This window comes from Roseovarius aestuariivivens, assembly GCF_004761875.1.
Taxonomy (GTDB): Bacteria; Pseudomonadota; Alphaproteobacteria; order Rhodobacterales; family Rhodobacteraceae; genus Roseovarius; species Roseovarius aestuariivivens.
Genome location: NZ_SJEY01000004.1, coordinates 284,326 through 307,945, shown reverse-complemented (window position 1 = coordinate 307,945; position 23,620 = coordinate 284,326). Strand labels below are relative to the sequence as shown.

General features: G+C 64.8%; 21 protein-coding genes. 11 read left to right on the top strand and 10 right to left on the bottom strand.

The genetic code is table 11. The features are described from left to right. The first annotated feature begins 146 nt into the window (after positions 1 to 146). Positions 147 to 1,148: a TraB/GumN family protein gene (locus EZV60_RS09025; RefSeq protein WP_135504584.1), complete on the top strand. Its 1,002-nt coding sequence runs from the start codon at positions 147 to 149 to the stop codon at positions 1,146 to 1,148. Positions 1,149 to 1,179: 31 nt separating this feature from the next. Here the strand turns inward: EZV60_RS09025 and EZV60_RS09020 are convergent, their stop codons facing one another. Then, positions 1,180 to 1,842: a DUF2161 domain-containing phosphodiesterase gene (locus EZV60_RS09020; protein WP_135504581.1), complete on the bottom strand. Its 663-nt coding sequence runs from the start codon at positions 1,840 to 1,842 to the stop codon at positions 1,180 to 1,182. Positions 1,843 to 1,937: 95 nt separating this feature from the next. On the opposite strand from EZV60_RS09020, the gene EZV60_RS09015 reads away from it, so the two are divergent. Beyond that, a complete protein-coding gene (locus EZV60_RS09015) occupies positions 1,938 to 2,858 on the top strand; it encodes a manganese-dependent inorganic pyrophosphatase (protein ID WP_135504576.1) in 921 nt (306 codons plus the stop codon). Between the two features lie 407 nt (positions 2,859 to 3,265). Here the strand turns inward: EZV60_RS09015 and EZV60_RS09010 are convergent, their stop codons facing one another. Continuing rightward, on the bottom strand, positions 3,266 to 4,243 hold the full coding sequence (locus EZV60_RS09010; RefSeq protein ID WP_135504572.1) for a sterol desaturase family protein: 978 nt from the start codon (positions 4,241 to 4,243) through the stop codon (positions 3,266 to 3,268). A 99-nt stretch (positions 4,244 to 4,342) separates the two neighbouring features. Between EZV60_RS09010 and EZV60_RS09005 the strand changes: the two genes are divergently transcribed. Continuing rightward, entirely contained in the window at positions 4,343 to 5,278 is a 936-nt protein-coding gene (locus EZV60_RS09005; RefSeq protein WP_135504568.1) for a LysR substrate-binding domain-containing protein, read from the top strand. A gap of 141 nt (positions 5,279 to 5,419) precedes the next feature. Here the strand turns inward: EZV60_RS09005 and meaB are convergent, their stop codons facing one another. Then, the gene (gene meaB, locus EZV60_RS09000; RefSeq protein WP_135504565.1) at positions 5,420 to 6,400 is read right to left on the bottom strand and encodes a methylmalonyl Co-A mutase-associated GTPase MeaB; all 981 of its coding nucleotides are present in this window, start codon (positions 6,398 to 6,400) and stop codon (positions 5,420 to 5,422) included. A 121-nt stretch (positions 6,401 to 6,521) separates the two neighbouring features. On the opposite strand from meaB, the gene hrpB reads away from it, so the two are divergent. Then, the gene (gene hrpB / locus EZV60_RS08995; protein WP_135504561.1) at positions 6,522 to 8,972 is read left to right on the top strand and encodes an ATP-dependent helicase HrpB; all 2,451 of its coding nucleotides are present in this window, start codon (positions 6,522 to 6,524) and stop codon (positions 8,970 to 8,972) included. Between the two features lie 88 nt (positions 8,973 to 9,060). Here the strand turns inward: hrpB and gndA are convergent, their stop codons facing one another. The 4 genes from gndA to EZV60_RS08975 form a co-directional block, all read right to left on the bottom strand. Beyond that, entirely contained in the window at positions 9,061 to 10,461 is a 1,401-nt protein-coding gene (gndA, locus tag EZV60_RS08990; RefSeq protein ID WP_135504557.1) for an NADP-dependent phosphogluconate dehydrogenase, read from the bottom strand. 75 nt (positions 10,462 to 10,536) lie between these two features. Next, complete coding sequence (gene argF, locus EZV60_RS08985; protein ID WP_135504553.1) at positions 10,537 to 11,463, bottom strand: ornithine carbamoyltransferase; 927 nt, start codon at positions 11,461 to 11,463, stop codon at positions 10,537 to 10,539. Between the two features lie 74 nt (positions 11,464 to 11,537). After that, on the bottom strand, positions 11,538 to 12,731 hold the full coding sequence (locus tag EZV60_RS08980; RefSeq protein WP_135504548.1) for an aspartate aminotransferase family protein: 1,194 nt from the start codon (positions 12,729 to 12,731) through the stop codon (positions 11,538 to 11,540). Positions 12,732 to 12,956: 225 nt separating this feature from the next. Beyond that, positions 12,957 to 13,649, bottom strand: coding sequence for an NAD-dependent deacylase (locus EZV60_RS08975; RefSeq protein WP_135504545.1), 693 nt, complete (start codon positions 13,647 to 13,649; stop codon positions 12,957 to 12,959). 186 nt (positions 13,650 to 13,835) lie between these two features. Here EZV60_RS08975 and EZV60_RS08970 point away from each other — a divergent pair, with 186 nt between their 5' ends. The 3 genes from EZV60_RS08970 (at position 13,836) to cuyB (ending at position 16,108) form a co-directional block, all read left to right on the top strand. Beyond that, positions 13,836 to 14,267 (top strand): low molecular weight protein-tyrosine-phosphatase, encoded by a 432-nt coding sequence (locus EZV60_RS08970; RefSeq protein WP_135504544.1) that lies wholly within the window; start codon positions 13,836 to 13,838, stop codon positions 14,265 to 14,267. A 159-nt stretch (positions 14,268 to 14,426) separates the two neighbouring features. Continuing rightward, positions 14,427 to 15,431 (top strand): D-cysteate sulfo-lyase, encoded by a 1,005-nt coding sequence (cuyA, locus tag EZV60_RS08965; protein ID WP_135504542.1) that lies wholly within the window; start codon positions 14,427 to 14,429, stop codon positions 15,429 to 15,431. Then, positions 15,428 to 16,108 (top strand): cysteate racemase, encoded by a 681-nt coding sequence (gene cuyB / locus EZV60_RS08960; RefSeq protein ID WP_135504539.1) that lies wholly within the window; start codon positions 15,428 to 15,430, stop codon positions 16,106 to 16,108. Before cuyA ends, cuyB begins: the two co-directional genes overlap by 4 nt. Before the next feature lie 21 nt (positions 16,109 to 16,129). On the opposite strand, the gene EZV60_RS08955 is transcribed toward cuyB, so the two are convergent. The 3 genes from EZV60_RS08955 to ubiA are packed head-to-tail and all read right to left on the bottom strand — an operon-like array spanning position 16,130 to position 19,395. Then, positions 16,130 to 16,453: a hypothetical protein gene (locus tag EZV60_RS08955; protein WP_135504535.1), complete on the bottom strand. Its 324-nt coding sequence runs from the start codon at positions 16,451 to 16,453 to the stop codon at positions 16,130 to 16,132. After that, on the bottom strand, positions 16,440 to 18,371 hold the full coding sequence (locus tag EZV60_RS08950) for an OmpA family protein (protein ID WP_135504532.1): 1,932 nt from the start codon (positions 18,369 to 18,371) through the stop codon (positions 16,440 to 16,442). The genes EZV60_RS08955 and EZV60_RS08950 overlap by 14 nt, the downstream gene beginning before the upstream one ends. Positions 18,372 to 18,429: 58 nt before the next feature. Continuing rightward, positions 18,430 to 19,395: a 4-hydroxybenzoate octaprenyltransferase gene (gene ubiA / locus EZV60_RS08945; RefSeq protein WP_135504529.1), complete on the bottom strand. Its 966-nt coding sequence runs from the start codon at positions 19,393 to 19,395 to the stop codon at positions 18,430 to 18,432. Positions 19,396 to 19,406: 11 nt separating this feature from the next. On the opposite strand from ubiA, the gene EZV60_RS08940 reads away from it, so the two are divergent. From EZV60_RS08940 to EZV60_RS08925, 4 genes are all read left to right on the top strand, one after another. Beyond that, a complete protein-coding gene (locus EZV60_RS08940; RefSeq protein ID WP_135504527.1) occupies positions 19,407 to 20,138 on the top strand; it encodes a 16S rRNA (uracil(1498)-N(3))-methyltransferase in 732 nt (243 codons plus the stop codon). After that, positions 20,135 to 20,647, top strand: a complete 513-nt coding sequence (locus tag EZV60_RS08935; RefSeq protein ID WP_135504524.1) for a hypothetical protein — start codon at positions 20,135 to 20,137, stop codon at positions 20,645 to 20,647. The genes EZV60_RS08940 and EZV60_RS08935 overlap by 4 nt, the downstream gene beginning before the upstream one ends. A gap of 64 nt (positions 20,648 to 20,711) precedes the next feature. Continuing rightward, complete coding sequence (locus tag EZV60_RS08930; protein ID WP_135504522.1) at positions 20,712 to 22,082, top strand: glutamate--cysteine ligase; 1,371 nt, start codon at positions 20,712 to 20,714, stop codon at positions 22,080 to 22,082. 133 nt (positions 22,083 to 22,215) lie between these two features. After that, a complete protein-coding gene (locus tag EZV60_RS08925; protein WP_135504519.1) occupies positions 22,216 to 23,619 on the top strand; it encodes a hypothetical protein in 1,404 nt (467 codons plus the stop codon). Position 23,620: the final 1 nt, after the last annotated feature.

Sequence of the window (23,620 nt, the reverse complement as noted above, 5' to 3'; positions counted from 1 at the left end):
CGAGTGCTAACGGCGCATAGCTAAGGAGCGATCACGAAGCTGTCAACATCTGGATGCGGAAAATTTCACCGGGCCGATTGCGGCGGCACGAACGCGGCGCTAGCCTGCGCCGCGTCCGGATAACCCTTCCCCGAAAGAGAGTGCCCATGCGCCGTCTTCTTACCTCGCTGCTGTTGACGCTCGGGCTGGCGGGCGGCGCGCTGGCGCAGGACCCCGACTGCGGCGGCACGGACCTGATCGCGGCCCTGCCTGAAGCGGACGCGGAGCGCCTGCAAGCGGCGGTCGCGGACGTGGTCCACGCCGAAGGTCTGTTGTGGCGCGCGCGGCGGGGCGACACGGTGATTGATATATTCGGCACCTATCATTTCCACCACCGTGACACCGACGCACATCTCGCGCGACTGGAGCCTTTGATCGCGGAAGCCGACAAGGTCTATCTGGAAATCTCGAATGCCGATCAGGCCCAGATGCAAAGCGACATGGGCCGCGACCCGTCGATGATCTTTCTGACCGAGGGGCCCACGCTGATCGATATGCTGGGCGAACAGGACTGGGCCGCCTTCGCCGAGGCGATGGAAGCGCGCGGCATCCCGCCCTTCATGGCCGCGAAATTCAAGCCGCTTTACGCCACGATGATGCTGGGCATGGGCCCGTGCGAAATGACCTCGGGCGCGCTTGCGGCGGAGGGCATCGACACGCTGATCGGGCAAAGCGCCGCCGCCCATGGCACGCCGAGCCGATCGCTGGAAGATTTCCGCGATCTGATGGGACTTCTGGACAGCCTGCCGATGGAAGATCAGCTTGACATGATCCGCCTCACCCTCGCCTGGCCTGGAGAAACGGACGACCTGTCCTATACCATCCGCGAGCGGTATCTGCGCGAGGAAGTAGCCCTGATCTGGGAGTTCTCGCGGCTTTTGTCGCTGAAATATGGCGGACCGGATGCGGAAGAGGATTTCGCGGCGATGAGCGATGTCTTCCTCGAAGCGCGCAATCGTGGCTGGGTGGAACGGCTGATGGCGGATACGGCGCCGGGCGAGCGCGTGTTCCTGGCCTTTGGCGCGGGTCACTTGCCCGACGAGATCGGCATGCTGCGGCTACTCGAGAATGAGGGGTTCACGCTGGAACGGCTGGCGCTGTCGCCCTGACCCCTCAGGTAATTTCCGCCGGATGAAGGCATTACCGGGGATCTGCTTGCGAAAAGGTCTCCCGGCCCAGTTCGCTCAGGTCATAAAGCCCCCGCGCGACCCGGAAGAACCAGCCCGAGTGATTATCGGCCATGATCCGGGTGGCCCGCGCGACCCCCGTGGCGCGCGCCACGTCGGCCCCTTTGGCCGGACCCGACAGCAGAAAGCGCGCGCAGGTCATGGCGTCCTGCTTATACGCCGTTTCGATCGGGCCGCGCGTGCCGCCCGTATTCGGGTCGCCCCGCCGCGCGGCGAATTCCGCGAGCAGCCGGTCTCGTTTCTTGGGCGCCTTACGCGGACGGAAAGGCGCCGGATCGCAGTGGCATTGTACAAAGCCATCGTCCAACCGCACGCTGAGCACGCCCAGACCGAGACGCCGGCAGAGCCCGATATTGCCCTTGAAGGCCCGCCAGCCCGGCCGGCCCTTCCAGCGCGGCACGGCGACGTAGACCTGATCACTCAGGGCCTGGCGCGCCACGGCCTGTTGTAGCAGCGTGAGGGAGAAGCCCGATTTCAGCTCCACCACCACGGGCACGGCGCCGGGGCGCAGACCGACCACGTCGGCCGGGCCGATTTCGGCCTTGACCGCGTAGCCGCAGCTTTCCAGCCAGGATTTGACGGGCGCGTAGAGCAGGGTTTCGGCGTCTTTTCCCATGAAGGCAGATTGGCCGCAGGCGCGGTGGGTGACAAGCCCGTCGGAGCCGCCTATAAGGCGCGCAAAATTCACGCCGATCAGAGGATCACACGGATATGACAACGCTTGTTTTCGGCCATAAAGCCCCCGACACCGACTCCACCGGTTCGCCCATCCTGTGGGCCTGGTACCTGAACGAGGTGAAAGGCAGCGCCGCCGAGGCGGTTCTGCTGGGCGAGCCCAACACCGAGGCGGCGTTCATGCTGGAACGCTGGAACCTGCCGAAACCTCGGATCATCTCGGATGTCGAGGACGGCCAGGCCTGTGTCGTGGTCGACACGAACAACCCCGCCGAACTGCCGGCCAATATCAACGGTGCCGATGTGCAGGCAATCATCGACCATCACAAGCTGGTGGGCGGGCTGGAAACCAAAGGCCCGATCGACATCACCGTGCGACCGCTGGCCTGTACGGCGACGATCATCCTGGACCTGATGGGCGAGGATACCGCCAAGCTGCCCGAGGCGATGAAGGGTGCCGCGCTGACCTGCATTCTCAGCGATACGCTTGAATTCCGGTCGCCGACCACAACCCCGCATGACCGCGCCGTGGCCGAGCAACTGGCCGACCAGCTTGGCCTTGACGTGTCGGATTACGCCGCCGAGATGTTCGCCGCGAAGTCGGATGTGAGCGCCTATTCCGACGCCGAACTGCTGCGCATGGACAGCAAGGAATACGGCGTCGGCGACACCAAGTTCCGTGTCTCGGTGCTGGAAACGACCGCGCCGGAGATGGTGCTGAACCGAAAGGACAGCCTGATGGAGAGCATGACGACCGTCGCAGAGGAGGACGGGGTCGATCAGGTGCTGCTTTTCGTGGTCGACATCCTGAAGGAAGAAGCCACGCTTCTGGTGCCGAACGACCTTGTGAAGACGGTAGCCGAAAAGAGCTTTGGCGCGGCGCCCGAGGGCGACACGGTGGTGCTGCCCGGGGTGATGAGCCGCAAGAAGCAGATCATCCCGAATCTGGCGGTCTGAGACCCGCGCCACGCATCGGTGGAAACATCGCGGGGGCGGTCCAACTCTTATGGCTTGAACCGGATCAGTCGACCGCCCAGCGTGGAGGCATAGTTTCGGTTTCGCACCAATATGCCAACGCCCTTGCAGTAACCTGCGAGGGCGTTGTCTTTTCGAGTGCCGGGTGGGCTGAAGAAGCGGCTGGTCCGATTTCGCAAGCGCAGATCCGTTTCGTGCGCTTGTTGATCCCGGCAGCGAGATTGGCTGTGATACCTCGACTCTCGACTGCGAGTGTACCTGCCTGCTGGACGTCCTGCGCCCTTTGCTAAACCGCCTTTGCTTGATCCTGGGTCTTGCCAACCGTTCGATCCTCGCCGGTCCGGGTGGGTTTGGGGCACGTTGGCGCATCACGGCGAGAGAATTGCGCATCAGCCCATGATCTTCTTACGCCGTTCCTGCATTTTCTCGTTCGCGGAGACAGTCCCGTCGTGGAATGAGCCAAACCATTTGTCCCAAGGGATCTCGAGACTGCCGTAGTTACACTCGAAGTAGCGGTGGTGCATCTGGTGGTGGAATGTCCCCAGAGCGAGACGGTTTTTGTCACCGACCAAAATCCCTTGGAACCCGGTATGCGTCGTGATTGCGGTCAGGAAATAATACTGGAGATGAAAGAGAATATGCACGGGGTGCGCCCCGATGATCAGATGTACGAAAACCGAGCTGAGGAAGATCAACTGCTCGACCGGGTGCATCGACATACCCGACCAAGGTCCGACGTTGATGTTCCGGTGATGCAATGAGTGCACGTGTTTGTAGAGAAACGGGATGTGAAGAGCCCGGTGAATGACGTAGAAATAAAAGCTTTCCCAGATCGGTATCAGAAAGAAGATCGCCACGAACCAGAACGGGTTTGCCTCAAAAGTTATCAGGCGCATATGGCCGTTGGCCAGCGCCCAGAACAGGCTCACCTCGAACGCTGTCCAGATCAGAACGCCGGTGCCCAACGTCCAGAACATGTTGTCCCGAACCTGTCCCCCCAACGTGAATTGCCGGCCCTGAACCATAAGAGGCCGGGGATCGAACTTTAGTTTCTTGCCCTGGGCCGAGTACGTGTAGAACCACAAGTGCAGAGAGCCTGCGACCAGCAATGTCAGCACGATGTTGCGGGCGTACATCTGCGCAATCCAGCCGAATTCGAATGTTTGCGTGGCGTCCAACGGGGGCTGGAACCAGATGTAGCAGGCAAAAGCAATGCCGACGATGATCAGCTTTTCGGTGATAAGAAACCACGAATTCCAGAACCATTTTACCATCTCGACCGGGTTAGGCGGCCAAGTGAAAAATGGTGACGTCTTCAAAGGAACATCCGGCAGATGGTTCCACCCTTTCAGTTGTTCTTCGGACATCGCGCGGCTCCCCGAGTGTGACGGTTGCAGATTGACACCCAAGGCTTCCTGTCACAAACAGAATAAAGTGATGATCTAAGTCGGAATTTCAGATGTAAAATGACCATATCTTTGAAATCCATGTATTATTTCAATACGGCTGTATCGCTTGGGAGTATCGCGAACGCGGCGGAACGTCTGAATATCGCCGCCTCGGCAGTGTCTGCAGCGATTGATCAAGTTGAGGCGGCCTTTGAACTGACGCTGGTCAATCGGCAACGCTCTCGCGGGATCACGGCGAACGCAAACGGGCGCTTGATCGCGCAGAAATTCGAGCTTTTGCTGGAAGATTACCGCTCCATTCTCGCGGAAGGGACGGAGCTCAAACAGTCTCTCGATGGGGTTTTACGTCTTGGCTACTATGCGCCTGTCGCGCCTGCGTTTCTTCCGAAGATCTTCTCGGATTTCCTGCCCGAGAACAGCGAGGCCGTGCTTCATCTTCAGGAATGCGACAACGATGCGGCGCAGGACGGGCTGTTGAACGGAGACTTCGACGTGATCTTGTTCGTCAGCGAGGGGGCCAAAGCATCCATCGAGTTTGATGTGCTAATCGAAGCCCCACCCTACTGTCTGGTTCCGAAACTGCATCCATTGGCGCGTCGCCAAAGCGTCAGTCTGGCCGAGATTGCACGAGAACGCCTTGTGGTCCTCGAAAGACCTGTCGTGGCGTCTTACTATCAAAAGCTGTTCAAGGATTTTGCATCTGACATCAGCATCGCGGCCTATGCCAACTCAACCGAGATGGTCAGAAGTCTGGTGAGTAAGGGAAAGGGCTGTGCTGTTCTGAACATGCGCCCTGATACGGAGGTTTCTTACAGCGGCTTCGAACTGGTGTGTCTTCCGATCCAAGATGTGTTGCAACCGCTGACCCTTGCTGTCGGGTATGACCGTGCCAGACCAAGGCGGATCGTGCAGGAATTCGTTCGATCCTGTTCAGCATACTTTGCGAAAGAGGGCAAAGACCACTGCGTGACCCTTTCCGAACATATGTTTTAAAAGGTCATAGCGGCGAACCGGTCTGACCTGCATTTCAGCCCAAAAGGCATGCACCGGGACCGGCGTCTTGGACTGCGCGGCGTCTTGGACTGTCCCGATAATTCTTCAAACGCACAGGGCATGAGACGCGCCGTCTACGGATCAGTCGCCGGTCAGAGAATCCAGCACATCGCGCGCGGCCACGGTCGGCGTGACCTCGCCGGCGGCCACCGCCTCGGCGGCGCGGGCCATCGCCTCTTTGGCCGAGGGCGTTTCGAGCTTGGCCAGCAGGCCGCGCTTGACCTCTTCGTTGAACCAGTAGCGCGCCTGCGCCGCGCGGCGGGCATCGAAATGCCCCTCGGCCCGGCGCCACTCGGTCAGCGCGGTCATCTCGTCCCACGCGGCCTGCAGGCCCTCTTCCTGCAGGGCGGAGACCATCATCGCCTTGGGAAAACCCTCGGGATCCTGCGGGCGTTTACGCAAAAGCCTGAGCGCGCCGGAATAATCCGAACAGGTGCGCGTCGCCGCCGCCTTGAGATCGCCGTCGGCCTTGTTGATGAGGATCATGTCGGCCATTTCCATGATGCCGCGCTTGACCCCCTGCAATTCGTCCCCGCCCGCCGGGGCCAGCAGCAGAATGAACAGATCCGACATTTCCGCCACCACGGTTTCGGACTGCCCGACGCCCACAGTTTCGATCAGCACCACGTCGAATCCCGCCGCTTCGCAAAGGCGCACGGCCTCTCGGGTGCGCCGGGCCACGCCGCCCAGGTGGCTTTGGCTGGGCGAGGGCCGGATGAAGGCGTTGGGCTCGCGGCTCAGCATCTCCATCCGCGTTTTGTCACCGAGGATCGACCCGCCCGAGCGCGTCGAACTGGGATCGACCGCCAGCACCGCCACACGCAGCCCCTGCCGGGTCAGCATCATGCCGAAGGCCTCGATAAAGGTCGACTTGCCAACGCCGGGCGTGCCCGAAAGCCCGATGCGTATGGCTTGCCGATCGGTCGTGTTGAGCTGTTCGAGCACGTCGAGCGCGGCGGCGCGATGGTCGGCGCGCCCGCTTTCCACCAGCGTGATCGCGCGCGCCAGCGCGCGGCGGTCGCCGTCGCGCACCTTGCGGGCCAGCTCTTGCGTATCGGTCATGGGGCGGGCCTCTCTCGCGGCGGGCATGCGTTTACCTTGCGGGTTTTGCCCCAGTCGGGCGGGCAATGTCCAGCATCGCGCGGCGCTGGAAACCCGGCGCGCTTTGGCCGATATTCGCGCCATGTCCGACACCGACCTGCCTATCCGGGATATCCTGCCCGACCTTCTGAGCGCGCTGCGCGAGACGGGGCGCGCGGTGGTGCAGGCCCCGCCGGGCGCCGGCAAGACCACGGTCGTGCCGCTGGCCCTTTTGCAGGCGGAACTTACCGAGGGGCGTATCGTGATGCTCGAGCCGCGCCGCCTTGCCGCGCGCGCCGCCGCCGAGCGCATGGCCGACACGTTGGGAGAGCCGGTGGGCCGCACCGTCGGTTATGCCGTGCGCGGCGAGGCCAAAACCAGTGACGCCACCCGGATCGAGGTGGTGACCGAAGGCATCCTGACCCGGCGGATCCAGCGCGACCCGGAGTTGAGGGGCATCGGCGCGGTCATTTTCGACGAATTCCACGAACGGTCGCTGAACGCCGATCTGGGCTTGGCGCTTTGCCTTGAGATCGCGGGGGCGCTGCGCGAAGACCTGCAGCTTCTGGCGATGTCCGCAACGCTTGATGCCGGGCCGGTGGCCGAGCTGATGGGCGCGCCGGTCGTGACCTCCGAAGGCCGCGCCTTTCCGGTCGAGATCCGGCATCTCGACCACCCCGTGCCGAAATCCGCCCGTTGGGACGCGGCGCTTGCGGATCTGGTCATCAAGGGCGCGCAGGCGCAGGACGGCAGCATTCTGGTCTTCCTGCCCGGCGAAGGCGAGATCCGCCGCGTCGAAGCCCTTCTGAAGGATCGCGTGCCGCCGGACTGTGTGCTGCGACCGCTCTTCGGCGCGATGGACATCAAGGCCCAACGCGCCGCCATCGCCCCTGTCGCTTCGGGCCGCAAGATCGTGCTGGCCACGTCGATCGCAGAAACCTCTCTCACCATCGAAGATATTCGCGTGGTGGTGGATGGCGGGCGCGCACGGCGGGCGCGGTTCGATCCCGGCAGCGGCATGTCCCGGCTGGTGACAGAGCCCGTGACCCGCGCCGAGGCCGCCCAGCGCGCCGGGCGCGCCGGGCGTGTCGCCGAAGGGGTCTGTTACCGCCTCTGGAGCAAGGGCGAAGAGGGCGCCCTGCCCGCCTATCCGCCAGCGGAAATCGAAGCGGCGGATCTGGCAGGACTGGCACTTGACCTGGCGCTTTGGGGGGCGGCGCCCGGCGACATGCCGTTCCTGACCCAGCCCAATCCCAGAAGCTTTGCCGAGGCGCAGGCGCTGTTGCGATTGCTGGGCGCGCTCGACGACGCGGGGCACATCACGGAACATGGCCGCACGCTGGCGGCGCTGCCATTGCATCCGAGACTGGCGCATATGCTGGGCGTCGCGGGCTCCGACGCCGCGCTTCTGGCCGCGCTATTGGCCGACCGGGATCCGCTGCCGCGGGCCGCGCCCGTGGACCTGTCGCTGCGCCTGAGTGCGCTGCGCCGGACCGGGGAGCGGTCACTGCACGGGGCGAAAGACGGTGTGCTTGCCCGGATCCGGACCGAGGCCAAGCGCCTTGCCGCACAAGCCGGACCCGGCCGCGCCGAGGCGATGAGCGACGCGGAAATGGCCGCGCTCGCCTATCCCGACCGCATCGGGCTGCGCCGCAAGGGCGACGCGCCGCGCTATGTGATGTCGGGCGGCAAGGGCGCACGCCTACCCGACGATGACCCGCTGGCCGGGGCGCGTCTGATCGTGGCCACCGATCTTGACGGGGACCCGCGCGAGGCACGGATCCGCCAGGCCATCGAGATCTCGGAGGCCGAATTGCGCGGCCTTTTCGCAAGTCAGATCCACTGGTGCGAAAGCTGCCGCTGGGACAAGCGGCAAAAGCAGGTCGCCGCGCGCCAACAAGAGATGTTTGGCGCGCTCGTTCTCGATGACCGGCACTGGAAGGACACCCCGGAAGAGGCCGTCGCGCGCGCGATGCTGGACGGGATCCGCGAAATCGGTCTGAACTGGAGCCCGCCCGCCCGCCGCTTTGCCGCGCGCGTGGCGCTTATGCGAGAGCAGGACGACAGCTTTCCCGACCTATCGGAGGCGGCACTTCTGGACACGTTGGAGGACTGGCTTCTGCCGTTCCTTGCAGGCGTGAAGACCGCGCAGGACTGGAAGCGGTTCGACCTGCTGCCTGCGCTGCGCGCAATGCTGGACTGGGACCGGATGCAGCGACTCGATCGCGCGGTTCCGGGGCGCTTCACCACGCCGCTTGGGCGCGAGATTGCCATCGATTACGGCGGAGAGACCCCCGAGATCGCGCTGCGGCTGCAGGAAATGTTCGGCCAGACCACCCATCCCACCGTCGCGGGCCAGCCGTTGCGCGTGACCCTTCTGTCGCCCGCGGGTCGCCCGGTGCAGACCACGATGGATCTGCCCGGCTTCTGGCAAAGCTCTTATGCGGATGTGCGCAAGGACATGCGCGGGCGTTACCCGAAACATCCCTGGCCCGAGGACCCGACAGTGGCGGACCCGACCCTGCGCGCCAAAAGGCGCACGGATCGCGGCTAAGGCCGCAGGTCGCGCCCGGCCTCGTCCTGGCTGAATTCCTCTCGCCGTACGCACCCCTGCTGCGCCGCCGGACGTAGGCGACGCGCGCTCAGTCCCACCAGGGTCCGTGAAACACACCCTCGCGGCCCAGCCGGGCAAAGCCGTGGCGGCCGAACATGTCGCGCTGCGCCTGCAGGATATTGGCGGTGCCGAAACCCTGCCGCATCGTGTCGTGCCATTGCAGCGCCGCACTTAGGACCGGCACTGCGTGACCCGCCGCCACCGCCGCGCTGACCACCTGGCGCAGCGCCGGCACGCTACGCTGCAGGACCGGCACGATCTGGGGGGCGAGAATAAGCTCGCCGCCCGGAGGCTCCGCGCGGAACGCGGTCGCGATCTCGCTCAGCAGGTCCGAGCGGATGATGCAGCCCGCCCGCCAGATCTCGGCGATGCGCGCAAGATCGAGACCCCAGTCATATGCTTCGGAGGCTGTGCGCAGAAGGCGAAAGCCCTGCGCGTGGCCCAGGATCCGCGCGGCCAGCATCGCCTCGGACAACGTGGGCGCGTCAATCTCCAGAAGATCCCGCGCCCCGCCAAGGGCCGCCTGCACGGCCTGACGGGTGTCCTTTTCCGCCGACCAGTTGCGCGCGGCTACCGCGGCCTCGACCGTGCTGAGCGACTGACCCAGCCGCAGCGCCTCGATCACGCTCCAGCGCCCGGTGCCTTTCTGGCCCGCGCTGTCGGTGATCACATCGACCATCGGGTGCCCGGTTTCGGGATCGTGATGCTGCAGAAGCCGCGCCGTGATCTCCAGCAGGTAGGAGCGCAACGGGCCGTTGGCCCATGTCTCGAACAGCTTGCCGATCTCGGCGGCAGGCCAGACCGCGCCGTAATGCAAAAGCCCGTAGATCTCGGCCAGCACCTGCATCTCGGCATATTCGATACCATTATGCACCGTCTTGACGAAATGCCCCGTACCGTCGGGGCCCATGCGGTCGACGCAGGGATCGCCTTCGTACCGAGCGGCGATGGTCATCAGGATGTCGCGGAGGCGATCCCAGCTTTCGATAGAGCCGCCGAACATCATCGACGGCCCGTGCCGGGCGCCCGCCTCGCCACCCGAAATGCCCAGCCCGACATAGTGCAGGCCATGCCCCGAGAGCAGGGCGGCGCGGCGGCGCGTGTCGTGGAAATCGGCATTGCCGCCGTCGATCAGCGTATCTTCCGGCGCAAGCCGGGGCAGGAGCGCCGCGATCATCTCGTCGACGGGCGCGTCGGACGGGATCATCAGCAAGAGCAGCCGCGGCACTTTCAGCCCCGCCACCAGCCCGTCCAGCGTCTCGTGCGGGTGCAGATGCGCGGCCAGCGGCCCGGCCTTGTCGAGGACGGCGCCGATCCCGTCGGTCTCACGATTACCGATCGCGACCGGGATGCCCTGTTCGGCCAGATTGAGCGCCAGCGCGCTGCCCATGGTGCCAAGCCCATAAAGGCCGATCCGTGCCTGTGCCATGGCGCCGCCTTTCCCGGTGTCCTTACCGGAAAGAGCGTACGGCAAACGCGGCCCGGTGCAAGCGCCGCTGCTGTGCTATTTGTCCAGGCACCAGCGCATGATCGCCTTTTGCGCGTGCAGGCGGTTCTCGGCTTCGTCGAAAATGACCGAGTGCGGGCCATCCATCACGGCGCTCGTCGCCTCGTCCTCGCGATGCGCGGGCAGGCAATGCATGAAGAGCGCGTCGGGCTTCGCATGAGACATCAGTTCTTCGTTGACCTGATAGCCGCGCAGCAGATTGTGCCGTCGTTCCTTGCTGGACTGGCTGTCATGCATCGACACCCAGGTGTCGGTCACCACGAGGTCGGCGCCCTCGACCGCATTGACCGGATCGCGTTCGATGGTGACGCGGGACCCTTTGTTGCGGGCGAAGCCCACGAATTCCGCCTCGGGATCGAGCTGCGCCGGGCCTGTGAAGGTGAGATCGAAGCCGAATTGCCCAGCGGCATGCAGGAAGGACGAGCAAACGTTGTTGCCGTCGCCGGACCAGACGACCTTCTTGCCCTTGATGGGCCCGCGATGTTCCTCGAAGGTTAGCACATCGGCCATGATCTGGCAGGGGTGGGTGCGGTCGGTGAGCCCGTTGATGACCGGCACGTCGGCATACTCCGCCATTTCGGTCAGCACCGCCTCATCGAAGGTGCGGATCATGATCAGGTCGACATAGCGCGACAGCACGCGGGCGGTGTCGGCGATGGTTTCGCCGTGACCGAGCTGCATGTCGGTGCCCGACAGGACCATCGTTTGCCCGCCCATCTGCCGCACGCCCACATCGAAGCTGACGCGCGTCCGGGTCGAGGGCTTTTCAAAGATGAGCGCGACCATGTGGCCCGCCAGCGGCTGGTCGGCGTCGGGCGTGCCGCGCGGACACCCTTTGCGCGCGTCCTTCATGGCGCGCGCCTGATCGATGATACCCCGCAAGGCGGACTGGTCGGTTTTGTGAATGTCGAGAAAATGGTTCATCTGTTCGGGCTTTCTGGTGTCTGTCGGGCGTGGGGCGCTGCCCCCGCCCGGAGTAATTCCGCCAAGAAGAAGGATCAGGCGCGAACGGCCTCGGGCCTGTTTTCAAGGGCGCTTGCGGCGGCGTCGAGCCGGGCTGCGGCCATGTCGATCTCCTCATCCGTGATGGTCAGCGGGGGCAAGAGACGCACCACGTTGTCGCCTGCCGGCACGGTGCACAGCAGCGCGTCGTAATTGGCGGCGACCACATCGGTGTTGGCCGTGCGGCACCTCAGCCCGAGCATGAGGCCGGAACCGCGCACGTCCTCGAAGATATCGGGATGCGCGGCGACGAGGCCCTCGAGCTTCTGGCGCAAGAGACCGGCCTTGCGGGAAACCTCGGGCAGAAAATCGGGCGCGGTCATCATATCCATCACCGCAGAGCCCACGGCACAGCCCAGCGGGTTGCCGCCATAGGTCGAACCATGCGTGCCGGCGGTCATGCCCGAGGCTGCGCGTTCGGTGGCCAGAACCGCGCCCAGCGGAAAGCCCCCGCCGATGCCCTTGGCCACCATCATGATATCGGGAGCCGCGCCCGCCCACTCGTAAGCGAAAAGTCTGCCGGTGCGACCCATGCCGCACTGCACCTCGTCGTAGATAAGCAGGATGCCCTTTTCGTCGCAAAGTGCGCGAAGGCCCCGCAGGCACTGGTCGGGTACGGGGCGGATACCGCCCTCGCCCTGCACGGGTTCGATCAGTATGGCCGCCGTCCTGTCGTTGATCGCGGCGTGAAGCGCGTCGTGATCGCCGAACGGCACATGGGCGAACCCGGGCAGGAGTGGCCCGAACCCCTTGGTCATCTTCTCGGAGCCCGCCGCCGCGATCCCCGCCGAAGACCGGCCGTGGAACGACCCCTCAAAGGCGATGATCTCTGTGCGCTCGGGCTGGCCCGCATCGTAGAAATGCTTGCGCGCCATCTTCACCGCCAGTTCGCAGGATTCCGTACCGGAATTGGTGAAAAAGACCGTATCGGCAAAGGTGGCTGCAACCAGCTTGTCGGCGAGTTCTTCCTGTTTGGGGATGTGGTAAAGGTTGGACGTGTGCCAGAGCAGGCCCGCCTGCTCGGTCAGCGCCGCCACCAGCGCCGGATGCGCGTGACCCAAAGCGTTCACCGCGATGCCCGCGCCGAGATCGAGAAATCGGCGCCCGTCGGCCTCGATCAGCCAGCTGCCTTCGCCCTTGACGAAAGACAGCGGCGCGCGCGCGTAGGTGGGCAGAACGGAAGCGATCATGGCGGTTTCCTATGCAGGTAAGCCCTTTGAGTGCCGTATGGGCGGGCGTTCGTCAATCAAAGAAGGGGTTAAGTGGCGCGGTCTGCGCCGGACAAACGGGGGGCGTCAGACGTGGGTGCGACGGCGTCGGGCCAAGGAATATGCAGGGCGGTTTGTCATGGACGTGTCCTTTACAAGCGCCGGACGCGCTTGTGAAGGCAAAACTTCACGCCCGCGTACCAAAGGTCAGGTCGCGAGAAGTTCGTCGACCCAGGCCGGAACGGTCTCGCTGGCCCGGCCGCGGCGGTGATCCGCGAAATCGCGGCTGGCCGACGAGATTTCGGTATTGAACTCGATCGTGTGGGCGCCCATCCGCCTGGCATGCTGACCGTAGGCCGCCGCCGGGAAGACATTGCCCGAGGTGCCGATTGCCACGAAGATATCGGCGCTGCTGAGCGCGGGATCGATACGGTCCATGTGATAGGGGATTTCGCCGAACCAAACCACGTCGGGCCGCGTGGCGCGGGCGCCGCAGGCCGGGCAGGCGTCTTGCGCATCCATGACAAGGGGCGCGGGCCAGCGGTGATCGCAGGCGTGGCACAGCGCGCCGCTCAGTTCGCCGTGCATGTGCAGGACATTGTTGCTTCCGGCGGCTTCGTGCAGGCCGTCGACATTCTGCGTGATCACGAGCACGTCGCCGGGCCACTTGGCCTCGAGCCGCGCCAGCGCGAGGTGCGCGGGGTTGGGGCGCGCCTCGGCGGCCTGCGCACGGCGGGCGTTGTAGAAAGCATGCACGCGCGCGGGATCGCGATCGAAGGCGTCGGGCGTGGCGACATCCTCGATCCGGTGCTGGGCCCAGAGCCCGCCTTCGTCGCGAAACGTGCCGAGCCCGCTTTCGGCGGAAATGCCTGCGCCGGTGAGGATCACGATACTGGTCATGCTGTCCTTTCGGGCAAGCTGCGTGTTGCGGTCAGTCTACCCCGTGCAGGGCGGCGTGACGACCGGGAAAGTCGCGGCACGCGCAAGCGGGCGCGGGCCTGTGGGGCAAGTGCACTGTGGCACGCTTTCCTTCGCGGGCGGGCTGGCCTATCACGGGGGCGGGTCAAGAAAGGAGCGGTGGCGCGTATGAAGATCCTGTTCGTTTGTCTGGGAAATATCTGCCGCTCGCCGGCGGCCGAGGCGGTGTTCCGGCGGATCGCGCCGGGCGTTGAAACCGACAGCGCGGGCACCGGCGGCTGGTACGTGGGCGAGCCGCCCTATGGCGCGATGCAGGCCGCGGCCCGCGCCCGGGGCTACGAGATGGACGACCTGCGCGCGCGGCAATTCGGGGCGGCGGATTTCGCGCGTTTCGATCTAATCCTCGCCATGGACGACAGCAACCGGGCGGATATCGAGGCGCAGCGCCCTGCGGGCAACGCCACACCTGTCCGGCTTTTCACCGACTACGCGCCGGAGCGCGGCATGGACCACGTGCCGGACCCCTATTACACCCGCGATTTCGACGGTGCGCTTGACCTGATCGAGGCTGCCGCCGAGGGTCTGCGCCGCACCCTCTGACGGCCCGGCCCGCCTAGAAGCCGCCGGGCCGTCGCGGGCCTTGCAGGCTAAGCGAAACGGTTGTTCGGGTATTCGGACGGAGCGGCAGTAGACCCGATATTCGGCTGGACAAACCGTCGCAGAGGGTGAAACTGACGTCGGATTTCAAAGGACAAGAACATGAACCTCGCAAAATTTCCCCGCGTGCGCCTCGCTCATCTGCCCACCCCGCTGGAACCGCTGCCGCGCTTGTCGGATTATCTCGGCGGCCCGGAGATCTGGATCAAGCGGGATGATTGCACGGGGTTGTCGACGGGGGGCAACAAGACCCGCAAGCTTGAATTCCTGATGGCCGAGGCCCAGGCGCAGGGCGCCGAGATGGTCATGACGCAGGGCGCGACCCAGTCGAACCATGCCCGCCAGACGGCCGCCGCCGCGGCCAGGCTGGGCATGGCGTGTCACATCCTTCTGGAGGACCGCACCGGCTATAACTATGACAACTACAAGTACAACGGTAACGTTCTGCTCGACCACCTGCACGGTGCCACGATGGAGCATCGCGGACCGGATCTCGACATGAATGCCGAGATGGAGGCGGTGGCCGACAAATTCCGGGCCGAGGGCAAGAACGTCTACACCATTCCCGGCGGCGGCTCGAACGCGACGGGCGCGCTGGGATATGTCAACTGCGCTCTGGAGATGCTGAGCCAGTTCGTCACCATGGGCCTCGATGTGGATCACATCGTGCATGCCACAGGCAGCGCGGGCACGCAGGCGGGCCTGATCACCGGCCTGAAAACGATGAACGCGCAGATCCCGCTTCTGGGGATCGGGGTGCGCGCACCCAAGCCCAAGCAGGAGGAGAACGTCTACAACCTTGCCGTCAAGACCGCCGAGAAGCTGGGCTGCCCCGGCGTGGTCGCGCGCGAGGACGTGGTCGCGAACACCGACTATGTCGGCCCCGGCTATGGCATGCCCGCCGATGACACGCTGGAGGCGATCGACATTTTCGCGCGTTACGAGGCGATCCTGCTTGATCCGGTCTATTCCGCGAAAGGCGCGGCGGGTCTGATCGACCTGATCCGCAAAGGACATTTCAAGAAAAACGACAAGGTCGTCTTCCTGCATACGGGCGGCGCCATCGGCCTGACCGGCTACAGCCATTGCTTCGACGTGCCTAAATGAAATCAGTCGGCGTCTTGGGCGGGATGGGGCCAGAGGCCACCATCCTGCTGATGCAAAAGGTTTTGTCGGCGGTGCCGGCCAAAGACGACGCGGATCACGTGCCGCTGATCGTGCACCAGAACCCCCAGGTGCCCTCGCGCATTGCGGCGCTGATCGACGGGACGGGCACCGACCCGATGCCGGTGCTGATGTCCATGGCGCAGGATCTGGAGCGCGCGGGCGCACAGGCGCTGGCCATGCCCTGCAACACCGCGCATCACTACGCGATGGCGGTGGCGCATGCGACGACGCTGCCCTTCTTCAACATGATCGACCTGACGGCGGCGCATCTGGCCGAGTCGGGGGCCAGGACAATCGGCATGCTTGCCTCGCCGGCCACACGCAAGGTGGGCGTGTTCGACGCCGCCTTCGAGCGGCACGGGCTCACACCTGTCTGGGCCACGAAAGAAGCCGGGCTGTTGTCGGTGATCCGCGCGGTGAAGGCGGGCAAGCCTCTGGACGGTTTGCACGGCGCTCTGCGCGACGAAGCCGACGCGCTTCTCTCCCAAGGCGCGGATCATCTGCTTGTGGCCTGCACCGAGCTCTCGCTGATGACCGAGAACCTGCCGGACGCCGCGCCGGTCACCGACAGCCTGGATTGCCTCGTGAGAAAGATCGTGGCCTTTTCGACCGGCTGACCCGGGTGAGCTTTGCGCGGCTTAGCCCCGCGCCTGCTCCAGCTCATTGCGCAGATGCTCGGCCTCCTGGCGCGCTTCGCGCAGGCCGTCCATCGTGGCGGAAAGCTCGGCCTCGGTCTGGCTGAGCTGATTGGTCAGCTCCGCCTCGCGCTGCTGCAGATAGGTGATCGCCTGGTCGCGGGTTTCTTCGGCCTCGTGCAGTTCCTGCGCCATGCGTTCAAGTTCGCCCACGTCGGATTGCGACACGCGGGTAAAGCGATGCACCAGCCAATTGGCGAACCAGCCCATGCAGAACGCCACGAACAGGACGATGGCCGTCGCGATAATAAATTCAGTTCTGTTCATCGCCGGTGTCTTCTTCCTCTGTCCCGGCTTCGGCGTTGTCGCCTGCCGGGTCTTCTTTTTGCGCCTCTGCCTCGAGGGCTTCAAGCGTTGTTTGCTCTTCGGCGATGGGTTCGGGGCGGATCACCTTGAATTCGATGCGCCGGTTGGCCTCGCGGCCGTCCTCGGTGCCGTTGTCGGCGATGGGCCGGCTTTCGCCATAGCCCTTGGCGGTGATTGCCGAGGTCAGCACGCGGCGGGCGCGCAATTCGTTAAGGATGGATTGCGCCCGCGCCTGGCTTAGTTGCTGGTTCATGACCTCGCGGCCCTGGCTGTCGGTGTGGCCGCCGATCTCCATCCGGATCTCGCCGCATTGCTTCAGGATCTCGGCGATGTCGTCCATGATCTCGGCGCCGCTTGCGTCGATCGTGGTCTCGCCCGGCTCGAAGGTGATCTTGCGGGTGCTCTGGACCTCGGCGATTTTCTGTTCGCATTCCTCGGGCGTGGGCAGGCTCGCCACCGGATCGAGCGCCTCGCGATAGGTCACGTCGATATCGAATTGCGCGGTTTCCCCGATCTTGCGGGCGAAAAGCGCGGCAATGTCGGCCGACGCCTCGGGCTTGCCGGTATTGCCTGTCACGGCGATTTCGTCCGGGGTCACGGTGACGGCCCCGTTCGACAGGAAGGCCAGCGCCTCTATCCCGGCGAGCACGCGGGTGGTCCAGCCCTTGGGCAGATCCTCGGCCACGCGCGCGGTCATGTTGACCGCATCCGACGAAAACCGGGCCCGCGCGAAACTGTCGACGGTCACGCGGGTGCGCGCGCTGTCGAGGCGACCGCGCAAAAGCACCAGCCCCTCGGGCGAGAGGGTGGCAACGAATTCCGGCACGGTGGCGGGTTCGTCCGTGGCGGGCCGGGGCAGCACGGCGTTAAGCGCGAAGACCTCTGGCAGGTTGGTTTCGAGCCCCCCGACCACGTCATCGAACCGGTCCTGTGCGGTTCCCTGCGCTGCAATGAGCGTAATGTCGGCATCCGAGAAGGTGACCGCGCCGCCGCCGAGCCGCGCCAGCGCGTCAATGGCCATTTCAGCCGCCGTGGCCCATTCAGGCGACGGCACGCCGAGCGCGAGCGTGCATTTCGCCTTGTCGGCGAGCCCAGCGCGGCCCGCTGCGCTCAGGATCCGGTCGCGCGCCTCTTCGGTGTCGGCCGAGCATGCGTCAAAGCGGCCCGCGCCATCCTCCAGCAGATAGCGCAGGGTGAAGGGGGTGCGCACCGGGCGCGGCGCGGAGATGTCGAGTGCGAGGCGCACGTCGTCGGGCAGCCTGCGGGCAAGCTGAGTTTCGAGGTTGGACTTGTCTTGATCGCTGTCGGCCATCGCGACGATCTCGACCCGCATGGCGTCGACCGAGATCTTGGCGCGCGGCAAGAGATCGAGCGTGTCCACCGCATAGTCGAGCGCGTCTTCCCAGGTTTCCGGTTCGGGATAGTCGGCGGTTTCCAGCAGGTCGGTCACCGTCTCGTCGCCGGCGACCTTTCTGACATCGTCAAGCAGCGCCTCGCGGTCGGTCGAGGCGGGGATGAGCCCGATCAGGGACAGACCGCTGTCGTTACGCAGGATCTCGACCGAGAAGCGCGGCGGCGCGATATCGGCACTGTCTTCGATCAGCATCTGGTCGATCACCCGCGCCGATTCGACCACGGTGCCGGCGATAGAGAGGGCTTTGAACCGCGTCGCCTCGGACGGCGCGGTACCGGCAAGAAAGACCTGCAGCCCGTCGGCGTCCACCTCTGTCCAGGTCATGCCGGCCTCGTCGAGCGTGTCGCGCACGGCGTTTCGCGAGCTTTCCTCGATCACCCCGACCGCGAAGCCCGCCGCAAAGAGGCACAGGATAAAGGCGACCAGAAAGGTGCCGGCAATCGCGAAAATGGAAGAGAGGCGCATGGATCGGCAGACCGTTGTTTCGTCCGACCTCTTTAGGCCCAGCCCCGCGAGAGTGCAATCAAAGCAATAGCGCTATGGCGAAAAACGGCAGGGGCAAAAGCCCCGCATCGCGGTTCGACCGGAAGAGCCGCAGCAGGCGGTTGTTGTCGTCCATGTCGAGCCGGCGCAGCTGTGACTGCAGGTGCCAGCCGAAGGCCCAAGGCCCCGCCAGCGCCACCAGCAGCGAGGGCGTGGCGGCATCGCCCGCGGCCAGGATCACCGCCACGGCCATCAGTGTCACCGCGACGACGAGGAATCCCTGAAGCCAGGCGGGCGAGCGATCACCGAAGAGACGTGCGGTGGATTTCACCCCGATCAGCGCATCGTCCTCGGCATCCTGATGGGCATAGATCGTGTCATAAAAGAGCGTCCAGAAGATGCCGGTGACGTAAAGCGCCACCGCCGGCCATTCGAGCCGCCCGCTATGCGCGGTCCAGGCCAGAAGCGCGCCCCAGTTGAACGCCAGGCCGAGAAAAACCTGCGGCCACCAAGTGAAGCGCTTGGCAAAAGGATAGATCGCGACCGGCAGAAGCGACAGGATACCAAGGCCGATGGCGGCGATGTTGAAGGTCAGCAGGATGCAGAATGCCACGAGCGCCTGTGCGACAAGCCACGCAAAGGCCTGTTTCGCGGTGACCTGTCCCGAGGGAATGGGCCGCGACGCTGTGCGCCAGACCGAGCCGTCGATATGCCGGTCGGTGATGTCGTTCCATGTGCAGCCCGCGCCGCGCATCAGGAATGCGCCGATTGCGCAGCCCGTGAAGATCCACAGATCGTGCCAGCCGGCCCGCCCGTCATGTAGCATCGACAGCAGCAGACCCCACCAGCAGGGTAGCAGCAAAAGCCATGTCCCAATTGGCCGGTCGGCGCGACTCAGGCGCAGATAGGGCCGCCACGGCGCGGGGGCATAGCGGTCGACCCAGTTGCCCGTGACCGCGTCGATCACCTCTCCGGTGGCCTCTGGCGTCTGGTTTTCGCCGGTCATATGGTGCCCTCATGAAAGCTGCGAAGATCAGGCTCTATGTAGAGCACCCTCTCGGCCAAGGGCAAACGGTTCCCCTGAGCCGGGATCAGGCGCATTACCTTTTCGGGGTGATGCGGCAGGGCGTGGGCGATGCGGTGCTGCTTTTCAACGGGCGCGACGGGGAATGGCGCGCGCGCGTCGCGGAGGCGTCGAAGCGTGGCGGTCTTCTTGAAGTCGACGGGCAGACCGCGCCGCAGCGCGACCCGCCGGACCTTTGGCTGATGTTCGCGCCGATCAAGAAGGCGCGCACGGATTTCATCGTCGAGAAAGCCGCCGAGATGGGGGCCGCGCGCATCTTGCCGGTGCAGACCGATTTCACCAATGCCGAGCGCATCCGGCAGGACCGGCTGCAGGCCCATGCCGTCGAGGCCGCAGAGCAATGCGGCGGCACCTATGTGCCCGGGGTCGCGGAGCTTCAAAAGCTCGACCATGTGCTGTCCGACTGGCCGCAGGACCGGCAGCTGATGTTCTGCGACGAGGCGCTGGCCGGTCCCGCGTCTGCCCTTGCGGACAGCACAGGCCGGGGCAAGCCCTGGGCCATTCTCATCGGACCCGAAGGCGGGTTTTCTGACCAGGAACGCGCGCGGTTGCGCGCCCTGCCCTTCGCCCATGCCGTCAGTCTTGGCCCGCGCATCCTGCGCGCCGACACTGCTACCGTGGCCGCAATGACGCTCTGGCAGCAGGCGCTGGGGGATTGGACATGAGTTTCGTGCGGCCCGAGGCCATGCAGGCCCTGCGCCAGTACCGCGAGGTGATTGCCGGCGCTTGCTGTCTTGGCGTGGCGCTTTGGTGGATGCTTGGCCCCGGCGGCATCCTTGCCTGGGTCGGTGGCGCGCTGGGGCTTGCGGGGGCCGCTCTTGTTGCGATCGGCGTGCAGCGGGCGCGCTTTCGTTCCGGCAGCGGCGGACCCGGTGTCGTGCAGGTCGACGAGGGCCGCGTCACCTATTTTGGCCCCTTGACCGGCGGATCGGTCGATCTGAGCGAGCTGACCGCCCTGCATCTTGACCCGTCGGGCCAGCCGGCGCACTGGGCGCTTTACCAGCCCGGACAGCCGCCGCTGCTGATCCCGCTGACCGCCGAGGGGGCGGACCAGCTTTTCGATACGTTCGCCACGCTGCCGGGGCTGCGCACGGGACGGCTTTTGTCGGCGATGCAGACACATGGCGGTCAGCCCGTGACGGTTTGGGAACACGTACCAAACAGGCTGCATTGACAGCCCTGCCGATTGACGCCACTTCTGGCGACCATTGTTTACGCGGCACAGCAGGAGAGGCGCCATGTCCATCCCACAATCAGGCGGCGGCCCGATCGAGAACCGGGCCCAGCTGGCCGAATACCTGGAAGCGGGCTGCAAGCCGAAGGACGCATGGCGCATCGGAACCGAGCACGAGAAGTTCGGCTATTGCAAGGACACCCATCGCCCGATCCCCTATGAGGGCGAGCGCAGCGTGCTGGCGATGCTGGAAGGGCTGCGTGACCGGCACGGATGGGCGCCGGTGGAAGAGGCCGGAAAGCTGATCGGGCTGATCAAGGACGGGGCCAATGTCAGCCTGGAGCCGGGCGGGCAGCTCGAACTGTCGGGCGCGCCGCTTGAGACGATCCACGCGACCTGCGACGAGGTGAACGAACATCTGCGCGAGGTGAAGGACGTGGCCGACAAGATCGGCGTCGGGTTCATCGGCCTGGGCGCCGCGCCCGAATGGCGGCACGAGGACATGCCGGTGATGCCCAAGGGACGCTACAAGCTGATGACCGACTACATGGATCGCGTCGGCACCATGGGCAAGACGATGATGTACCGCACCTGCACCGTGCAGGTGAACCTCGATTTCGGGTCCGAGGCCGACATGGTCCAGAAGCTGCGCGTCGCGCTGGCGCTGCAGCCGGTGGCGACGGCGCTTTTCGCCAACTCTCCGTTCTTCGAGGGCAAGCCCAACGGCCATAAATCCTGGCGTAGCCGGGTCTGGCGCGATCTGGATTCAGACCGCACCGGCATGCTGCCCTTCGTCTTCGAGGACGGCTTTGGTTTCGAGGCATGGGTGGACTACGCGCTCGATGTGCCGATGTATTTCGTCTATCGCGACGGCAAATACGTGGACGCGCTTGGCCAGTCTTTCCGCGATTTCCTGGACGGCAAACTGCCTGCCCTGCCCGGTGAAACCCCGACGCTGTCGGACTGGGCCGATCACCTGACCACGATCTTCCCCGAGGCGCGGATCAAGAAATTCATGGAGATGCGCGGTGCCGATGGCGGCCCGTGGCGGCGGCTTTGCGCGTTGCCCGCCTTCTGGGTCGGGCTGCTTTATGACCAGAGCTCGCTCGACGCGGCGTGGGATCTGGTCAAGGACTGGGATGCTGCCACTCGCGAGGCGTTGCGCGTCGCGGCCAGCGAGGACGCGCTGCAGGCGCGGGTCGACGGGATCCACATGCAGGAGTTGGCGCAGCAGGTTCTTGACCTCTCTGAGGCGGGGCTGAAGGCCCGGGCGCGCCCCGGCGCGGGCGGCATGGTGCCGGACGAGACGCATTTCCTGAACGCGCTGCGCGAAAGCATCGACAGCGGCAAGACGCCCGCCGACGAGTTGCTGGAGCGCTATCACGGCGACTGGCAGGGCGATCTGTCCCGGATCTATGCGGAATACAGTTACTGACGCCGCCTGCGTCCTGGATCAGGCAGCGCAGCCATTGCGGGCAAACGCGCCCGTCGACCTGCGCGAAAGTTGATTTGATCCCCGTCCTCGCGTAACATAACCGCATTTCATTTGATGTATTGCGGAGCCTGCCATGACGTCCGAAGGCGCAGTCACACCCGCCGAAGATTTGATCGTGACGCTGTTTGAAAGCCATGCGCGGCACGACTATGAGACCTGTTACGAGGCCGCCATCCGGATCCTGTCGCAGCGAAGTTTCGACAATCTCGACGAATACAGCGAGGCCGAGGCGCTGGGGATGTTTTTCGCCAAAGCGTTCGAGAAATCCGCCGAAGCCGGCCATCTGGCGATGCAGCGGCGGTATTCCGATGCGGCGGCCACGTTCCAGCAGATGGCCGAGGTGGTCAATGTTGTGAACTGGCGCGAAGGTCTGGACGAGAACCCGATCTTTCGCGAATACCGAAAGCTCGACCTGATCGCGCGCATCCAGAAACTCGTGATGGAAGCGGTCGAGGCCGTCATGCGCGGGTCTTTCGGTGAATCCAGTCTCAAGGTCCTCGCGGTCGAGACCTACCTGCCGGAGATCCGGTCGATTCTGTCGAAGACCGCGCCCGAGACCGAGCATTACATGCGCCAGACCGCCTTTGCGCTGGTCAGCGGATATTTCATGATCGGTGCGATGTCGCATGTCCAGAACGCGACGTTGGGCAACAAGCTTTTGCAGGCCCGGCTGTTTTTCGAACGCATGGACACGCTGCTGGACGAGTTCAGCGCAGTCGACGGCATGGACAGCTCGCAGCAGGCGATCATTTCCGTGATGCACGCCTATGCCGGCGCGGCGCGGCTGCGGGTGCAGGCGGAAATCGCCGCCGCCGAGGACGATTATGACGGCGCGATCACGAACCTGACGCAATCGATGCTGGCCTTCGAACACATCGCCCCGATCATCCCCGCGGATATGCCGGGCAACGACATGCTGCGCGAGTCGGTGGTGAATACAGGCGCCGCGATCAGCCAGAGCATCCGGCATTTCCAGGCGCTGCAATCGCTGAGCTCGCGCCTGGAGATGGCGATGAAGACCCGTGCGGACCTTGAGGAACAGCTCAAGGAGATGGACCGGAAACGCGACGAGATCATCAAGGCCTTCGCCCGTCAGCACATGAACGTGTCGATTCAGAACGTCAATGAGATTGCCGCCGAGATCCAGATCAACAACGAGGCCAGTGTGACCATGCAGAACAGCGGCATGGATCAGGTGATCCAGCTGCTAGGCCAGATGCCGCAGAGCGATGAGGCCCAAAAGCTCAAGCAGGAGGCCGAGAAGGCGAAAGAGGAAAAAGACATCGCCAAGAAAATCGAGAAGGTCGCTGCGGTGATCGATGGGGCGTCGAAGCTGGCCGACGCGGCAGCCAAACTTGTGCCTTACGGGCCCGCCGTGATGGGCGCGCTCAAGGGGGTGTTCGGGCTTTTGCCGCTGATCAAGCGCGAGGCCGAGGCCGAAACCGAGGATCGTTTGCCCGAAACCCGCATGACCTGAG

What these genes read in the sequence shown, in the direction of transcription:
- EZV60_RS09020 (WP_135504581.1), bottom strand. Translation starts at nt 1,842, where the DNA reads ATGGGAAAAGACGCCGAAACCCTGCTCTACGCGCCCGTCAAATCCTGG.
- EZV60_RS08925 (WP_135504519.1), top strand. Translation starts at nt 22,216, where the DNA reads ATGACGTCCGAAGGCGCAGTCACACCCGCCGAAGATTTGATCGTGACG.
- EZV60_RS08970 (WP_135504544.1), top strand. Translation starts at nt 13,836, where the DNA reads ATGAAGATCCTGTTCGTTTGTCTGGGAAATATCTGCCGCTCGCCGGCG.
- EZV60_RS08940 (WP_135504527.1), top strand. Translation starts at nt 19,407, where the DNA reads ATGAAAGCTGCGAAGATCAGGCTCTATGTAGAGCACCCTCTCGGCCAA.
- EZV60_RS08955 (WP_135504535.1), bottom strand. Translation starts at nt 16,453, where the DNA reads ATGAACAGAACTGAATTTATTATCGCGACGGCCATCGTCCTGTTCGTG.
- hrpB (WP_135504561.1), top strand. Translation starts at nt 6,522, where the DNA reads ATGTCCGACACCGACCTGCCTATCCGGGATATCCTGCCCGACCTTCTG.
- EZV60_RS09005 (WP_135504568.1), top strand. Translation starts at nt 4,343, where the DNA reads ATGACCATATCTTTGAAATCCATGTATTATTTCAATACGGCTGTATCG.
- cuyA (WP_135504542.1), top strand. Translation starts at nt 14,427, where the DNA reads ATGAACCTCGCAAAATTTCCCCGCGTGCGCCTCGCTCATCTGCCCACC.
- EZV60_RS08975 (WP_135504545.1), bottom strand. Translation starts at nt 13,649, where the DNA reads ATGACCAGTATCGTGATCCTCACCGGCGCAGGCATTTCCGCCGAAAGC.
- cuyB (WP_135504539.1), top strand. Translation starts at nt 15,428, where the DNA reads ATGAAATCAGTCGGCGTCTTGGGCGGGATGGGGCCAGAGGCCACCATC.
- EZV60_RS09010 (WP_135504572.1), bottom strand. Translation starts at nt 4,243, where the DNA reads ATGTCCGAAGAACAACTGAAAGGGTGGAACCATCTGCCGGATGTTCCT.
- EZV60_RS09025 (WP_135504584.1), top strand. Translation starts at nt 147, where the DNA reads ATGCGCCGTCTTCTTACCTCGCTGCTGTTGACGCTCGGGCTGGCGGGC.
- argF (WP_135504553.1), bottom strand. Translation starts at nt 11,463, where the DNA reads ATGAACCATTTTCTCGACATTCACAAAACCGACCAGTCCGCCTTGCGG.
- EZV60_RS09015 (WP_135504576.1), top strand. Translation starts at nt 1,938, where the DNA reads ATGACAACGCTTGTTTTCGGCCATAAAGCCCCCGACACCGACTCCACC.
- EZV60_RS08950 (WP_135504532.1), bottom strand. Translation starts at nt 18,371, where the DNA reads ATGCGCCTCTCTTCCATTTTCGCGATTGCCGGCACCTTTCTGGTCGCC.
- gndA (WP_135504557.1), bottom strand. Translation starts at nt 10,461, where the DNA reads ATGGCACAGGCACGGATCGGCCTTTATGGGCTTGGCACCATGGGCAGC.
- EZV60_RS08980 (WP_135504548.1), bottom strand. Translation starts at nt 12,731, where the DNA reads ATGATCGCTTCCGTTCTGCCCACCTACGCGCGCGCGCCGCTGTCTTTC.
- meaB (WP_135504565.1), bottom strand. Translation starts at nt 6,400, where the DNA reads ATGACCGATACGCAAGAGCTGGCCCGCAAGGTGCGCGACGGCGACCGC.
- EZV60_RS08930 (WP_135504522.1), top strand. Translation starts at nt 20,712, where the DNA reads ATGTCCATCCCACAATCAGGCGGCGGCCCGATCGAGAACCGGGCCCAG.
- ubiA (WP_135504529.1), bottom strand. Translation starts at nt 19,395, where the DNA reads ATGACCGGCGAAAACCAGACGCCAGAGGCCACCGGAGAGGTGATCGAC.
- EZV60_RS08935 (WP_135504524.1), top strand. Translation starts at nt 20,135, where the DNA reads ATGAGTTTCGTGCGGCCCGAGGCCATGCAGGCCCTGCGCCAGTACCGC.